Annotated in this window: 12 protein-coding genes and 1 tRNA gene; 8 read left to right on the forward strand and 5 right to left on the reverse strand. The window is 58.9% G+C overall.

Annotated features, from left to right (window positions below; all coding sequences use genetic code 11):
* Positions 1-13: 13 nt before the first annotated feature.
* From acnD to AP059_RS01635, 4 genes are all read right to left on the reverse strand, one after another.
* Positions 14-2,605, reverse strand: coding sequence for a Fe/S-dependent 2-methylisocitrate dehydratase AcnD (gene acnD / locus AP059_RS01620; protein WP_059761577.1), 2,592 nt, complete (start codon positions 2,603-2,605; stop codon positions 14-16).
* Between the two features lie 72 nt (positions 2,606-2,677).
* Positions 2,678-3,805, reverse strand: coding sequence for a bifunctional 2-methylcitrate synthase/citrate synthase (gene prpC, locus AP059_RS01625; protein ID WP_059761578.1), 1,128 nt, complete (start codon positions 3,803-3,805; stop codon positions 2,678-2,680).
* Between the two features lie 58 nt (positions 3,806-3,863).
* Positions 3,864-4,751 (reverse strand): methylisocitrate lyase, encoded by an 888-nt coding sequence (gene prpB / locus AP059_RS01630; protein ID WP_059761579.1) that lies wholly within the window; start codon positions 4,749-4,751, stop codon positions 3,864-3,866.
* A complete protein-coding gene (locus AP059_RS01635; protein WP_059761586.1) occupies positions 4,748-5,470 on the reverse strand; it encodes a GntR family transcriptional regulator in 723 nt (240 codons plus the stop codon). The genes prpB and AP059_RS01635 overlap by 4 nt, the downstream gene beginning before the upstream one ends.
* 282 nt (positions 5,471-5,752) lie before the next feature.
* Here AP059_RS01635 and rloA point away from each other — a divergent pair, with 282 nt between their 5' ends.
* The 8 genes from rloA (at position 5,753) to AP059_RS01675 (ending at position 15,290) form a co-directional block, all read left to right on the forward strand.
* Positions 5,753-6,289 (forward strand): retropepsin-like aspartic peptidase RloA, encoded by a 537-nt coding sequence (gene rloA, locus AP059_RS01640; RefSeq protein ID WP_048362895.1) that lies wholly within the window; start codon positions 5,753-5,755, stop codon positions 6,287-6,289.
* A 5-nt stretch (positions 6,290-6,294) separates the two neighbouring features.
* Positions 6,295-7,827 (forward strand): osmotic stress tolerance membrane protein RloB, encoded by a 1,533-nt coding sequence (gene rloB / locus AP059_RS01645; RefSeq protein WP_059761580.1) that lies wholly within the window; start codon positions 6,295-6,297, stop codon positions 7,825-7,827.
* Positions 7,827-8,810, forward strand: a complete 984-nt coding sequence (locus AP059_RS01650; protein ID WP_059761581.1) for an alpha-L-glutamate ligase-like protein — start codon at positions 7,827-7,829, stop codon at positions 8,808-8,810. The genes rloB and AP059_RS01650 overlap by 1 nt, the downstream gene beginning before the upstream one ends.
* Before the next feature lie 154 nt (positions 8,811-8,964).
* The gene (gene pabB, locus AP059_RS01655; protein ID WP_059761582.1) at positions 8,965-10,308 is read left to right on the forward strand and encodes an aminodeoxychorismate synthase component I; all 1,344 of its coding nucleotides are present in this window, start codon (positions 8,965-8,967) and stop codon (positions 10,306-10,308) included.
* Positions 10,309-10,376: 68 nt separating this feature from the next.
* Complete coding sequence (locus tag AP059_RS01660; protein WP_048362891.1) at positions 10,377-11,111, forward strand: phosphoadenylyl-sulfate reductase; 735 nt, start codon at positions 10,377-10,379, stop codon at positions 11,109-11,111.
* A 150-nt stretch (positions 11,112-11,261) separates the two neighbouring features.
* Positions 11,262-11,780 (forward strand): sigma-70 family RNA polymerase sigma factor, encoded by a 519-nt coding sequence (locus AP059_RS01665; protein ID WP_059761583.1) that lies wholly within the window; start codon positions 11,262-11,264, stop codon positions 11,778-11,780.
* A 6-nt stretch (positions 11,781-11,786) separates the two neighbouring features.
* Positions 11,787-12,773 carry a FecR family protein gene (locus tag AP059_RS01670; RefSeq protein WP_059761584.1) on the forward strand — a complete coding sequence of 329 codons (987 nt, stop codon included), beginning with the start codon at positions 11,787-11,789 and terminating at the stop codon, positions 12,771-12,773.
* A gap of 75 nt (positions 12,774-12,848) precedes the next feature.
* A complete protein-coding gene (locus AP059_RS01675) occupies positions 12,849-15,290 on the forward strand; it encodes a TonB-dependent siderophore receptor (RefSeq protein WP_059761585.1) in 2,442 nt (813 codons plus the stop codon).
* A 239-nt stretch (positions 15,291-15,529) separates the two neighbouring features.
* On the opposite strand, the gene AP059_RS01680 is transcribed toward AP059_RS01675, so the two are convergent.
* Positions 15,530-15,606 (reverse strand) — tRNA-Asp (locus tag AP059_RS01680).
* Position 15,607: the final 1 nt, after the last annotated feature.

Genomic DNA, 15,607 nt, shown 5'->3' on the forward strand with positions numbered 1-15,607 from the left:
CAGAGGTATGTGATTAAACCGACGCTGATTCCAGGAAGTCCTGGGCAAAACGTTGCAACACGCCACCCGCTTCATAGATCGAAACTTCTTCGGCGGTGTCCAGACGGCAGGTCACCGGCACCTCCACGCGCTCGCCGTTTTTGCGCGTGATCACCAGCGTCAGCGTGGCACGCGGGGTGCGCTCGCCGATCACGTCGTAGGTTTCACTGCCGTCGATTTGTAAGGTTTTACGATTGGTGCCCGGCATAAATTCCAGCGGCAACACCCCCATGCCCACCAGGTTGGTGCGGTGAATGCGCTCAAAGCCTTCGGCCGCAATGGCTTCGACACCCGCCAGACGCACGCCTTTGGCCGCCCAGTCACGGGACGATCCCTGACCATAATCGGCGCCCGCAATGATGATCAGCGGTTGCTTGCGCTCCATGTAGGTTTCGATGGCTTCCCACATGCGCATCACACGACCTTCAGGCTCCAGCCGGGTCAACGAACCCTGTTTGACCTTACCGTCCTCGATCACCATTTCGTTGAACAGCTTCGGGTTGGCGAACGTGGCGCGCTGGGCGGTCAAGTGGTCGCCCCGGTGGGTGGCATACGAGTTGAAGTCGACTTCCGGCAAGCCCATTTTCGCCAGGTATTCACCGGCGGCGCTGTCGAGCATGATCGCGTTGGAAGGCGACAAGTGGTCAGTGGTGATGTTGTCCGGCAGCACCGCCAGCGGGCGCATGCCTTTGAGCGGCCGCGCCCCGGCCAACGCCCCTTCCCAGTACGGCGGGCGACGGATGTAAGTACTTTGCGGACGCCAGTCATACAGCGGCGCCACTTTAGGCCCGGTGTCTTCGTGAATGGCGAACATCGGAATATAGACCTGGCGGAACTGCTCAGGCTTCACTGCGGCCTTGACCACGGCGTCGATTTCTTCGTCGCTCGGCCAGATGTCTTTCAGGCGAATCTTATTGCCCTGGGCGTCCAGGCCCAGCACGTCTTTTTCGATGTCGAATCGGATCGTGCCCGCAATCGCGTAGGCCACCACCAACGGTGGAGAGGCTAAAAACGCTTGTTTGGCGTAAGGATGAATACGTCCGTCGAAGTTGCGGTTACCCGACAACACGGCGGTGGCGTACAGGTCGCGGTCGATGATTTCCTGTTGGATGGCGGGGTCCAGCGCTCCCGACATGCCGTTACAGGTGGTGCACGCGAAGGCCACCACGCCAAAACCCAATTGCTCCAGCTCGCTGGTCAGCCCCGCTTCATCGAGGTACAACGCCACGGTCTTGGACCCCGGCGCCAGCGAGGTTTTGACCCACGGTTTACGGGTCAGGCCGAGTTTATTCGCGTTGCGCGCCATCAAGCCCGCCGCGATTACGTTGCGCGGGTTGCTGGTGTTGGTGCAACTGGTGATGGCCGCAATAATCACCGCGCCATCAGGCATTTGCCCCGGTACGTCGTCCCACTGACCGGCAATGCCCTTGGCCGTAAGCTCGGTGGTGGCCACGCGCGCGTGCGGGTTGCTCGGGCCGGCCATGTTGCGCACCACAGACGACAAGTCAAAACTCAGGCCGCGCTCGTATTGCGCGTCTTTAAGGCTCTCGCCCCACAAGCCTGTGACCTTGGCGTAATGCTCAACCAACTGCACTTGCTGGTCATCGCGACCGGTCAGCTTGAGGTAGTCAATGGTTTGCTGGTCGATGTAGAACATGGCCGCCGTTGCGCCGTATTCCGGGGCCATGTTGGAAATGGTCGCGCGGTCGCCCAGGGTCAGCGCAGAGGCGCCCTCGCCGAAGAATTCCAGCCAGGCACCGACCACTTTTTGTTTGCGCAGGAACTCGGTCAGAGCCAACACCATGTCAGTGGCCGTAATGCCCGGTTGCAGCTTGCCGGTCAGTTCCACGCCGACGATTTCAGGCAAGCGCATCCATGACGCACGGCCCAGCATCACGCTTTCGGCTTCCAGCCCGCCAACGCCAATGGCGATGACGCCCAGCGAGTCGACGTGGGGGGTGTGGCTGTCGGTGCCGACGCAGGTGTCCGGGAAGGCCACGCCGTCACGCACCTGAATCACCGGGGACATTTTCTCCAGGTTGATCTGGTGCATGATGCCGTTGCCCGGCGGGATCACATCGACGTTTTTGAAGGCTTTTTTGGTCCACTCGATGAAATGGAAACGGTCTTCGTTGCGCCGATCTTCGATGGCGCGGTTCTTCTCGAACGCTTCGGGGTCATAACCGCCACACTCCACCGCCAACGAGTGGTCAACGATCAGTTGCGTGGGCACCACCGGGTTGACTTGCGCCGGGTCGCCGCCTTGCAGGGCAATGGCGTCACGCAGGCCGGCAAGGTCAACCAGAGCGGTCTGGCCCAGGATGTCGTGGCAGACCACACGGGCCGGGAACCACGGGAAATCCAGGTCGCGCTTGCGTTCGATCAACTGGCTCAGCGAGGCATTGAGGGTTGCCGGATCGCAGCGACGGACCAGGTTTTCGGCCAACACGCGCGAGGTGTAAGGCAGCGTGTCATAAGCGCCGGGCTTGATCGCATCGACCGCTGCGCGAGTGTCGAAATAATCCAGCCGGGTGCCCGGAAGTGTTTTGCGAAATTCAGTATTCATTGGCGCGGGACTCGATCACGGGTAGGTCTGAGGGCTGGCGCACCGCCGGGGCGGGGGCGCCAGCCCTGCTGTTCAGCGACGCTCGATTGGCACGAACTTGCGCTGTTCGACGCCGATGTACTCGGCGCTTGGACGAATGATGCGGTTGTTGGCACGCTGTTCGAACACATGCGCCGCCCAGCCGGTCAGGCGTGAGCAGACAAAGATGGGGGTAAACAGCGGGGTCGGGATGCCCATGAAGTGGTACGCCGAGGCATGGTAGAAATCGGCGTTGGGGAACAGCTTCTTTTGCTCCCACATGGTGTTGTCGATGGCCTCGGAGACCGCGAACAACACCGTGTCGCCCACTTCGTCCGCGAGCTTTTTCGACCAACCCTTGATCACCTCATTGCGCGGGTCGCTGTCTTTGTAGATCGCGTGGCCAAAGCCCATGATTTTGTCTTTGCGTTCGAGCATGCCGAGCGTGCCCTGAATGGCCTCCTGCGCAGAGCTGAAGCGCTCGATCATTTCCATGGCCGCTTCATTGGCGCCGCCGTGCAATGGACCGCGCAGCGAACCGATGGCGGCGGTGATGCACGAATACAGGTCGGACAATGTCGAGGCACAGACCCGAGCGGTGAACGTCGAGGCGTTGAATTCGTGCTCGGCGTACAGAATCAGCGACACGTTCATCACTTTGACGTGCAAGTCACTCGGTTTTTTGTCGTGCAGCAGGTGCAAAAAGTGGCCGCCAATTGACGTTTCATCACTCACGCAGTGAATGCGCACGCCGTCATGGCTGAAGCGATACCAGTAGCACATGATCGCCGGGAAAGCGGCCAGCAGACGGTCAGTCTTGTCCCGCTGCTGAGTGAAGTCTTTTTCCGGCTCAAGATTGCCCAAAAACGAGCAACCGGTGCGCATCACGTCCATCGGGTGGGCGTCGGCAGGGATGCGTTCCAGCACCTCTTTCAAGGCTTGCGGCAGGTCGCGCAGGTTTTTTAGCTTACCGGTGTAGGCGTCCAGCTCAGCCTGGGTCGGCAGTTCGCCGTATAACAACAGGTAAGCCACTTCTTCAAAGCGGGCTTGGGCAGCCAATTCACGTACGTCATAACCGCGATAAGTGAGTCCGGCACCTTCTTGGCCTACGGTCGACAACGCCGTCTGACCGGCCACCTGGCCACGGAGTCCGGCACCACTCAATACTTTTGCTTCGGCCATTGCGCTTCTCCAATTTTTGAATTTGTTAGGGATTGGGCAAGAACGGTTTAATGCGCTGTTACTTTTTGCTGGCAAACAGCGCGTCGAGCTTTTGTTCAAACGCGTGGTAGTCGATGGCGTCGTACAGCTCCATGCGGGTTTGCATGGTGTCGATCACGTTCTGTTGAGTGCCGTCGCGGCGAATCGCGCCGTACACGTTTTCGGCAGCCTTGTTCATCGCACGGAACGCCGACAGCGGGTACAGCACCAGCGACACGTCGACTTCACGCAGTTGATCAACGGTGTACAGCGGCGTGGCGCCAAACTCGGTGATGTTGGCCAGAATCGGCGCCTTGACGCGTTCGGCGAACAGTTTGTACATCTCAAGTTCGGTAATGGCTTCGGGGAACACCATGTCCGCGCCCGCCTCAACACAGGCCGCTGCACGTTCAAGGGCCGATTCCAGCCCTTCTACCGCCAGTGCGTCGGTGCGCGCCATGATCACAAAACTGTCATCGGTTCGGGCATCGACGGCGGCCTTGATGCGATCGACCATTTCTTGCTGCGAGACGATTTCTTTGTTCGGGCGATGGCCGCAACGCTTGGCGCCCACTTGGTCCTCAATGTGAATCGCCGCTGCGCCAAACTTGATCATCGACTTGACGGTGCGCGACACGTTGAAAAACGAGGAGCCGAAGCCGGTATCCACGTCCACCAGCAGCGGCAGGTCACAGACGTCGGTGATGCGCCGCACATCGGTCAACACGTCATCCAGACCGGTAATGCCCAGGTCCGGCACGCCCAGCGAACCCGCTGCCACACCGCCACCCGACAGGTAGATAGCCTTGAACCCGGCACGTTTGGCCAGCAATGCATGGTTAGCGTTAATGGCGCCGACGACTTGCAGCGGATGCTCACTGGCGACCGCATCACGGAAACGTTGGCCTGGACTGTTTTTATTGCTCATGACTCACCTCGTGGAGTGGCTGTCTGCTGGGCGCTGTCTTGGTAGTGACGCGCAATGTTGCGTTTGGATACACCAATGTGGCGGCGCATCAATAACTCGGCCAGTTCGCCGTCGCGGTCGGCAATGGCATCTAGAATCCGGTGGTGCTCGGCGAACGCCTGACGGGGACGATTGGGCGTGGAGGAAAACTGGATGCGGTACATACGCACCAATTGATACAGCTCACCGCACAGCATCTGCGTCAGGGTCCGATTGCCGCTGCCTTGAATAATCTTGTAATGAAAATCGAAGTCGCCTTCTTGCTGGTAGTACCCAACCCCCGCCTGGAAGGCTGCGTCGCGCTCATGGGTTTCCAGTACCCGGCGCAACTCGCCAATGTCTTCATTACTCATGCGCTCGGCGGCCAAACGACAGGCCATGCCTTCGAGGGACTCGCGAATTTCGTAGAGTTCAATCAGCTCGGCATGGCTCAAGGACACGACGCGAGCGCCTACATGCGGCACCCGCACCAACAGGCGCTGACCTTCAAGACGGTGCAGGGCTTCACGCAGCGGCCCGCGGCTGATGCCGTAAGTGCGGGCCAGTTCCGGCTCGGAAATCTTGCTGCCGGGGGCAATATCGCCTTTGACGATAGCGGCCTGAATACGCCTGAAGACGTTCTCGGACAAGGTCTCCGAGTCGTCTTGAGCCACTGCGGCACTTTCCAGCGAATCCAGCATATTGTCGACACCTTTGAAATCAATAGCGCCAAAACTAGCCATTTAAGACTTCAACGTCAAAGAATAAATATGGATTGTCGACAATCGTCTAATACGACGTGGGTTTAATCGAGTGCTTCACGCCTCGCTTAACGCGGCGCCAGCGCTGGCGTCATAAAACCATCATGTTAGAATGCCGCCCGCATCAGCCTTGCCCTCTTTATAGGGCAGCCGCACGAGGACACTTGCGCTGTATTGCCAGTCGCCTTGAACTGAAGATTGCAAGAGACTGCCCCCGGATTTATGAAATTTTCCCCCTTCTTTATATGCCTTTGCCTGCTGACCTTGCCGGGCCTGAGCCTTGGCGCCGAAAAAACCGTGTACGGCCTTAACGAATACGCCGAACTGTCGGGCATTAATCTGCAAGTGGCTGCCAAACTCGACACCGGTGCCAAAACCGCCTCGCTCAGCGCGCGTGATATAAAACGCTTCAAGCGCGACGGTGAGAGCTGGGTACGTTTTTATCTGGCCATTGATGATGCACACTCGCACCCGATCGAACGTCCGCTGGCACGGGTCAGCAAGATCAAGCGCCGCTCCGGTGATTACGATCCCGAATCGGACAAGAACTACACCTCGCGCCCGGTTATTTCACTGCAAATCTGCATGGGTAAAGCTTTACGCACCATCGAAGTGAACTTGACCGACCGAAGTGCGTTCCAATACCCGCTGTTGATCGGCTCCGAAGCGCTCAAACGCTTTGATGCGCTGGTCGACCCAAGCCTTAAATACGCTGCTGGCAAACCTGCCTGCGCCGCCAACGCTCAAACCGCAGAGTAATTGAAATGCGCGCTCTTACCCTTCACCTGAAAATCTTGATCACCATCCTCGTGGTGCTGGGCATTTCGATTACGGCCTATCAGATTTTCGTCATCGGCATTCCTGTGACCGAAGACGCGACGGACGACCTGTGGAACATCGACGCCAAAGTCGAATTTGTCGCCAGCTCCAAAGACCCGGTCAAGATCCAGATGTTCGTGCCGCCGCTGAACCGCGACTACGTCAGCCTGAATGAAAGCTTTATCTCCAATAACTATGGGGTGAGCGTCAATCGGGTCGATGGCAACCGCAAGGTCACCTGGTCGGCCCGGCGGGTGAGTGGCAAGCAAACCCTGTATTACCGCCTGGTATTGACCAAGCGCTACACCGGCGACAAAACCAAAGTCAAAGGCCCGGTATTTCGCGACAGCATTGCCGTGGAAGGCCCCGAAAAAATCGCCGCCGAAGCGCTGCTGGCACCGATTCGCCAGCATTCAGCCGACGTTGAAACCTTTATCAGCGAGACCATCAAGCGGGTGAGCAACCCCAACGATGACAACGTGAAGCTGCTGTTGGCCGGCGATCCGTCGACCGCGCACAAGGCACAAATCATCGAACTGCTGCTGTCGATTGCCCACGTACCACTGGAAAAAGTCCACACCATTCGCTTGGTCGCCGACCAGCCGCAAAGCCCGGAACTGTGGCTGCGCAGCTTCAATGGCAACGACTGGCTGTACTTCAATCCGGAAACCGGCGAACAGGGCCTGCCGTCTGACCGCCTGCTGTGGTGGACCGGCGACGAGCCAATGATCTCGGTCGACGGTGGCAAAAAAGCCAACGTCACCTTCAGCCTGAACAACAGCGAAATGAACGCCATCCGTCTGGCCAAGCTGACCGACGAAAACACCGACGCCAACTTCCTCGAATACTCGCTGTACGGCTTGCCGCTGCAAACCCAGCAAACGTTCATGATCATGGTGATGATCCCGATTGGCGTGCTGGTGATTCTGGTGCTGCGCAACCTGATCGGCCTGCAAACCCTGGGCACGTTCACCCCGGTACTGATTGCCCTGGCGTTCCGCGAGACTCAACTGGAGTTCGGCATCATCCTGTTTACGGTGATAACCGCGCTCGGGCTGATGTTGCGTTCCTACCTTGAGCACCTGAAGCTGCAAATGCTGCCGCGACTCTCCGTGGTATTGACCTTCGTTGTGATACTGATCGCAGCCATCAGCCTGTTCAGCCACAAATTGGGGCTGGAGCGCGGGCTGTCGGTGGCCCTGTTCCCGATGGTGATCCTGACCATGACCATCGAGCGCCTGTCCATCACCTGGGAAGAACGTGGCGGCGGCCATGCGATGAAAGTCGCCATCGGCACCCTCTTCGCAGCCACCCTGGCGTATCTGGTGATGAGCATCCCGGAACTGGTGTACTTCGTGTTCACCTTCCCGGCGGTGCTGCTGATTCTGGTGGGCTTCATGCTGGCAATGGGCCGTTATCGCGGTTACCGCCTGACCGAGCTGGTGCGTTTCAAAGCATTCTTGAAGGCTGACTCCTGATGTTTGGCTTCTGGAAGACCTGGAAGGCCCTGGAAGCCAGAGGCATCATGGGCATCAATCGGCGCAATGCGGACTACGTACTCAAGTACAACAAACGCAGCCTGTACCCGATTGTGGATGACAAGATCATCACCAAAGAGCGCGCCATCAAAGCCGGGATTCACGTCCCGGAAATGTACGGCGTGATCTCCACCGAGAAAGAAATCGACAAGCTCGACGACATCATCGGTGGCCGCAGTGACTTCGTGATCAAGCCCGCACAAGGCGCGGGCGGTGACGGCATTTTGGTGATTGCCGACCGTTTCGAAGACCGTTTTCGCACGGTCTCGGGCAAGATCATCAGCCACGAAGAAATCGAACATCAGATTTCCAGCATCCTCACCGGCCTGTACTCGCTGGGCGGTCACCGCGACCGCGCGCTGATCGAGTACCGCGTGACACCGGATCAAATCTTCAAAAGCATCAGCTACGAAGGCGTGCCGGACATCCGCATCATTGTGCTGATGGGCTACCCGGTGATGGCGATGCTGCGCTTGCCGACCCGCCAGTCCGGCGGCAAGGCCAACCTGCACCAGGGCGCCATTGGTGTTGGCGTAGACCTCGCCACCGGCCTGACCCTGCGCGGCACCTGGCTGAACAACATCATCAGCAAACACCCCGACACCACCAATGCGGTAGACGGCGTTCAATTGCCGTACTGGGATGGTTTCATGAAGCTGGCCGCGGGTTGTTACGAGTTGTGCGGCCTGGGGTATATCGGTGTCGACATGGTGCTCGATCAGGACAAAGGCCCGCTGATTCTGGAACTGAACGCCCGTCCGGGGCTGAACATCCAGATCGCCAACGACTGCGGTTTAACCCTGCGCACCCATGCGGTCGAAGCGCACGTTGAAGCGCTGGCCGCCAAAGGCATCAAGGAAACCCCCGAGGAGCGCGTGCGTTTTGCGCAAGAACTGTTCGGCCATATCCACCCCAACGAATAAAACCCGCACAGGCGTTGCCGCAGGCGACGCCCGATTGCCGGGCAAACGTCAACCGTGATGCCGCAGCACCTGCGGCAGCCGCTGCGCAACTCGCTTTGCGGCCGCACACAGGATTACAATCCCCACCCCCGCCCCACTGGCTGATTTGCCTCGCATGTTGATCTGCTCTGTTCACCCGCTCCCTTACCTTGCCAACCCGGCCGACTATTTCGCGGCGATTCGCCATGCACCCGGCGCTGTATTGCTGGACAGTGGACGCCCCGAAGCAGAACGCGGCCGCTACGACCTGATGAGCGCATGGCCGCTCGAAGAACTGTGGGTGCAGCCGCAAGAATCGGGGCGCGATTTTTTGCAGCGCTTGCGGGAACATCTGGCCCGACTGGGCCGTGCGCAAATCCCCGCACCGCATGAGCTGCCCTTCGCAGGCGGTTTGATGGGCTATCTGAGCTACGATTTCGGGCGAAAGCTTGAACCGTTACCCGCACTGGCACACGACGACTTGCAGTTACCGGATGCGCGCCTTGGCCTGTATGCCTGGGCATTGATCAGCGACCATCAGCACGCCAGCAGCCAGTTGGTGTTCCATCCCAGCCTTGAGATGAGCGAGCGCGAACGCCTGATCAACCTGTTCACTCGACTACGCGCTGCGCCAGTTGCGCCTTTCAGCCTCAAGCATCCGATGCAACCTGACCTCAGCGCTCAGCAGTATCAGCAGGCATTGACCCGGATTCATGACTACATCCAGGCCGGTGACTGCTACCAGGTCAATTACACCCAGCGTTTCAGCGCCGAGTGCGAGGGCGATGCATGGACCGCCTATTGCGCCCTGCGCGCAGCGTGCCCGACGCCTTTTTCAGGCTTCATGCAACTGCCCGAGCAAGGCGCCATTGTGAGTCTGTCGCCCGAACGCTTTGTGCGCGTGAGCCGCAATCAGGTCGAAACCCGCCCGATCAAAGGCACCCGTCCACGGGGCAAAGACCGTGGCGAAGATGCCGCCAACGCCGCCGAACTGCTGGCAAGCCCTAAAGATCGCGCTGAAAACCTGATGATTGTCGACCTGCTGCGCAACGATTTGGGGCGCACGTGCCGCACCGGCTCGGTCCGTGTGCCTGAGCTGTTCAGCCTTGAAAGCTACCCCAATGTGCACCACTTGGTGAGCAGCGTCACGGGCGAACTGGCGCCGGGCAAAGATGCCCTGGACCTGATCGGGGACAGCTTCCCCGGCGGCTCGATCACCGGCGCACCGAAAATTCGCGCCATGCAAATCATCGACGAACTGGAACCGACACGGCGCAGCATCTACTGCGGCTCATTGCTGTACCTCGACGTGCGCGGCGAAATGGACAGTTCCATCGCCATTCGCAGCCTGCTGATCAAGGACGGGCGCGTGAGTTGCTGGGGCGGAGGCGGGATTGTCGCGGACTCGGACTGGCGCGCCGAATATGAAGAATCTGTCACCAAAGTGAAGGTGTTGCTCGACACGCTGCAAACCCTGTAACACGCGGTTTTTGCTAACATCGCGCCACTAGAGAGCGCCCAGCGCCATTTACTGTAGGAAGCCGCCTGATGAGCCATCCGTTTGACGTCGCTGAACTCGCCGCGACATACGCCAGCAAATCCCCGCAGGACATTCTCAAGCTCGCCTTTGAGCACTTTGGTGACGAACTCTGGATTTCGTTCAGTGGCGCCGAAGATGTGGTGTTGGTTGACATGGCCTGGAAGCTCAATAAAAACGTCAAAGTGTTCAGCCTCGACACCGGTCGCCTGCACCCTGAGACCTACCGTTTTATTGAGCAAGTGCGCGATCACTACAATATTCACATTGAGCTGATCTCACCCGACCAACGCGCGCTTGAACCGTTCGTCAAAGAAAAAGGCTTGTTCAGCTTCTACAAAGACGGTCACGGCGAATGCTGTGGCGTGCGCAAAATCGCGCCTTTGCGTCGCAAATTGTCAGAGGTCAAAGCGTGGGCCACCGGCCAGCGTCGCGATCAAAGCCCCGGCACGCGCAGCCAGGTTGCCGCGCTGGAAATCGACGGCGCCTTCTCAACCCCTGAGCGCCCGCTGTACAAATTCAACCCGCTGGCGCAAATGAGCAGCGAAGAAGTCTGGGGGTATATCCGCATGCTCGAGCTGCCCTACAACAGCTTGCACGAGCGCGGATTTATCAGCATCGGCTGCGAACCGTGCACCCGCCCGGTGCTGCCAAACCAGCACGAGCGCGAAGGCCGCTGGTGGTGGGAAGAAGCCACGCAAAAAGAATGCGGGCTGCACGCGGGCAACTTGATCGCCAAACACTGACGCTCGACTCGCGCGGGCTGCGATCTTTTGATGACCACATCAAACGCTCGCAGCTTGCCCCAGCCCCTATCAAAAATCCCCGCCTTGCGTTTATTCAAGACTTGAGCACAGAATTAGCAATTATTCTCAATAGCGTTTGAGCTTAGTTCTATGTCTTCGGGTGAGCCTCCGTTCCAAGCCGCGATTTCCGACCTCTACTGTGAGCATCACGGCTGGCTGCTGGGTTGGCTGCGCCGAAAGCTGGGCTGCGCGCAAAATGCCGCCGACGTCGCGCAGGACACCTTCGCCCGAATTCTCAATGCCCGCGAGTCAGTCGCAAGCTTGCGCGAACCCCGGGCTTTTTTGAGCACCACCGCCCGACGCCTGATCATCGACCAGGCGCGCCGCAAGAAAATTGAAAACGCTTACCTGTCGCAGCTAGCCCTCACCGCCGAGGCGCTGGAAGGCCACCAATCCGCCGAAGACATTATTGCCACCCTGGAAGCCCTGGAGCAGATCGCGTTTATTCTCGAAGGCCTGCCCGAAAAAACTCGCCAAGCCTTCGTCCTGTATTACCTGGACGGCTTGAACCAGGCCGATATCGGCCGCCAGCTGGGGTTGTCGGACCGTACGGTGCGCAAGTACCTGATTCAAGCGCTGCTGCATTGCAGCCACAGCATGAACACCTGAGCCCCTATGCCTGCCTCTCGCCAACAAATTGATGAACAAGCGGCTGAATGGATGATTCGGCTGCATGAAGGGGGTTTTTCGGATGAGCTGCGGCTGGAATTCGAACGCTGGAAACACCTCAGTCCCCACCACGCTTCGGCGGCAGCGCGCATGCAAGAGGTCATTTCACGCATGCAATCGTTGCGCCCCCAAGCATCGCCTGCCAAGGCGGCACTGAATGCGGCCTTCGCGGCACCCCGAAAAACCTTACCGCGCAGGGCAACTTTGCGTGCCCTGTTGCTGGCGGGCTGCCTGATCGTACCGGCCACCCTGTTACTGCGCAGTCAGTACCCGCAAGTGTGGCTGGCCGATATCAGCACCGCTGCGGTGGAGTGGAAAACCGTGCGCCTGCCCGACCAGTCCACCCTGACGCTCAGCGGTGCCAGCGCCGTAGATCTGCATTTCGACGCCCAACAACGACGTATCGAGTTGCTGCAAGGCGAAGTGCTGATTGAAGTGGCTCACGACCCCGCACGGCCGTTTATCGTACACACCGCGCAAGGCAACATGCGTGCGCTGGGCACCCGGTTTGTGGTCAAGCGCACGGGCGACACAACCGTGCTGAGCATGCTCGAATCGCGCGTCGCGGCGCAAAGCGAAAACGAGCAGCAAACACTCGAAGTCAATGCAGGCTCCCAAGCCTTGATCAAGCACGACGCCATCGAGTTGCTCGGCGCCATTGACCCGTCGAGCATTGACCAAGCCTGGAAACACCACCAACTGGTGGTCGAAAACCAGCCCCTGACGCAGGTTCTGGATGAAATTTCCCGCCATCGTCCAGGCTTCATGCGCTTCGATCGCCAGGCATTGGCCGACCTGCGTGTGACGGCGGTCTTACCGCTGGACGACCCGGAGCGCGCACTGAACTTGATCGTTGAAACCTTGCCTGTCACGGTCAAGCACTTCACGCCCTGGCTGATTTCCATCAACAAAAACAGCGCACCTGAAAAATAATGATTCGCATTGCTTCCGCTTTTTGAGCCTCGCTCGTCAAGGTAGGTACATAGACTCTAAAGGACTGCGCCTACCATGCTGACCACCCCAATCTCCCGAGGGCGCTTGCGCTCGAAGGCTTACGCCCCCCTGACGCTCGCTATCCATTTGATTGTTGCTTCTGCGGCTGGCGCACTGGTCAGCACAGCGGCGCTGGCGCAAAACAGCAGCGCGGTACAAGCCTATGACATCCCGGCCGGCCCACTGGGCAGTGCACTGAATCGCTTCGCACAACTTGCCGGTGTCGCCATCCTGTTCCAGTCGCACAATCTGGACGGCATCACCACCCAAGGCCTGCACGGCAGCTACAGCGAAGCATCAGGCTTTGACACCCTGCTGCGCGGCAGCGGTTTCAGCGTAATCAAAGGCCAGAACGGTTATCTGCTGGAAGCGACGCCCACCGTGAGCGGTGCAATGGAGCTAGGCGCGACCGAAGTCAGTGCCAACCAGCTCGGCACCATCACCGAGGGCACCGGGTCTTACACCCCCGGCAGCATCGCCACCGCGACCCGCATGGTGCTCACCCCGCGCGAAACGCCGCAATCGATTTCAGTGGTCACCCGCCAGGCAATGGATGACTTTGGCCTCACCTCCATTGATGACGTGATGCGCCACACCCCCGGCATTACCGTCGCCACCTATGACAGCGACCGCACCAGCTATTATTCGCGCGGATTTGCGATCAAGAACTTCCAGTACGACGGCATCCCGATCCTGCAAGACCCGCAATATTCTGCGGGCCACACCCTGACCGACACCGCGATTTACGACCGCGTCGAAATTCTCAAAGGCGCCACCGGATTGCTCACCGGCGCTGGCGGGCCTGGCGGCACGATCAATATGGTGCGCAAAAAACCGACCCACGAATTCAAGGGCCATATCGATCTGGGGGCCGGGTCGTGGGACAACTACCGCTCTGAAGTCGATGTCAGCGGCCCGCTGACCGAAAGCGGCAACGTACGCGGCCGGGCCGTGGCGGCCTATCAAGACAAGCGCTCGTTCATGGACCATTACAAACGCGACAGCGAGGTCTATTACGGGATTCTTGAGGTCGATTTGACGCCTGACACCCTGCTCACCCTCGGCGCCGACTATCAGGACAACAACCCCAAAGGCTCAAGCTGGTCAGGCAGCGCCTCGCTGTTCAACTCCGCCGGGGATCGCATCAGCAACCCGCGCGACTTCAACAACGGCACCCAGTGGAGCAGTTGGGAGCAATACACCCGCACCGTATTCGCCACCCTGGAGCACAGTTTCGACAATGGCTGGGTCGCCAAAGGCCAGTACAACCACCAGATCAATGGCTACAACGCGCCACTGGGGGCACTGCTTGACCCGGATGCAATCACCGGCAAAGCCAAGATCCTGGCCCGCAAGTACACCGGCGAATACGTGAGTGACAGCGGCGACGTGTATGCCACCGGCCCTTTCAGCCTGCTGGGCCGCGAGCACCAACTGGTGATCGGTGGTTCGGTGTCCCGATCGCACTGGACCGGCAAGGACTACACCAACGCGGTCATGATCAACAACGCCTATGACTACTACAACTGGAAGGGCGACGCACTGGAACCCGACTGGGGTAACGTCACCTCCAAAAACGATGAAACCACGCGCCAAACGGGCACTTACATCACGGGCCGCTTTAGCCTGACCGATGATTTGACCCTGATGCTTGGCACCCGCGTCGCCAACTACACGCTGACCGGCACCAGCCAGGCCAAAGACACCGGCAAAGTGCTGCCCTATGCGGGCCTGATCTACGACCTCAACGACAATATTTCGGCCTACGCCAGCTACACCGAAATCTTCTTGCCGCAGTCGTACTACCGCAACAGCGACAACAAAATGCTTGAGCCGGATGAAGGCACCAACTATGAGCTGGGGCTTAAAGGTGAGTTCTTTGACGGTCGTCTGAATTCAAGCCTGGCGTACTTTGAAGTGCATCAGGATAACCGGCCTGAGGCAGACACCGCCTACAACGCTCACCCCACTAATCCCGACATTGATTACGCCTACAAAGGCATCAAAGCCACGACTAAAGGCTACGAAGCAGAAATTTCCGGCGAAATAATGCCTGGCTGGCAGCTACAAGCAGGCTACACCCACAAAATCAGTCGCGATCAGGGCGGTAAAAAAGTCTCTACCTGGGAGCCTGAAGACCAGATCAACCTGTATACCCGTTACAAACTGACCGGCAGCCTCGACAAATTGACGCTGGGCGGCGGAGTTCGCTGGCAGGGCACGGGCTGGCAGGTGCTGACCAACTACAACAAAGGCGCCACCCAGGAGAAATTCTCCCAAGAGGCGTATTGGCTGGTGGATCTGATGGCGCGCTATCAGGTCACGGAAAACCTGTCGGCCACCGTTAATCTGAACAACGCATTCGACAAGTCGTACTACACCAACATTGGCTTCTACAACTCGTCGTATTACGGCGACCCACGCAACGTGATGGTCACCACCCGTTGGGATTTCTAAGACCACGCGCAAACGCTACATGACGTTTATGCAATAACTGGCGCAGGCTGCTTGCGATGAAGCAGCCTGCGTGAACACGTGTGGCAGCAACCTGCCCAATGCGGTTTTTACGAACGCTTCGCCCTCGCACGCGGCCTGCGGAAGCGGTTACGCACCACAAAATAGACGCGCACAAAAAAGCCTGCACGAGGCAGGCTTTTTGTTGATCACAAGCGTTCAAGGGGCTTGTGTTCAGAATATGGCGCAGCGGACGGGACTCGAACCCGCGACCCCCGGCGTGACAGGCCGGTATTCTAACCGACTGAACTACCGCTGCG

The sequence above is a fragment of the Pseudomonas sp. TAA207 genome (assembly GCF_001529285.1).
GTDB classification, from domain to species: domain Bacteria; phylum Pseudomonadota; class Gammaproteobacteria; order Pseudomonadales; family Pseudomonadaceae; genus Aquipseudomonas; species Aquipseudomonas weihenstephanensis.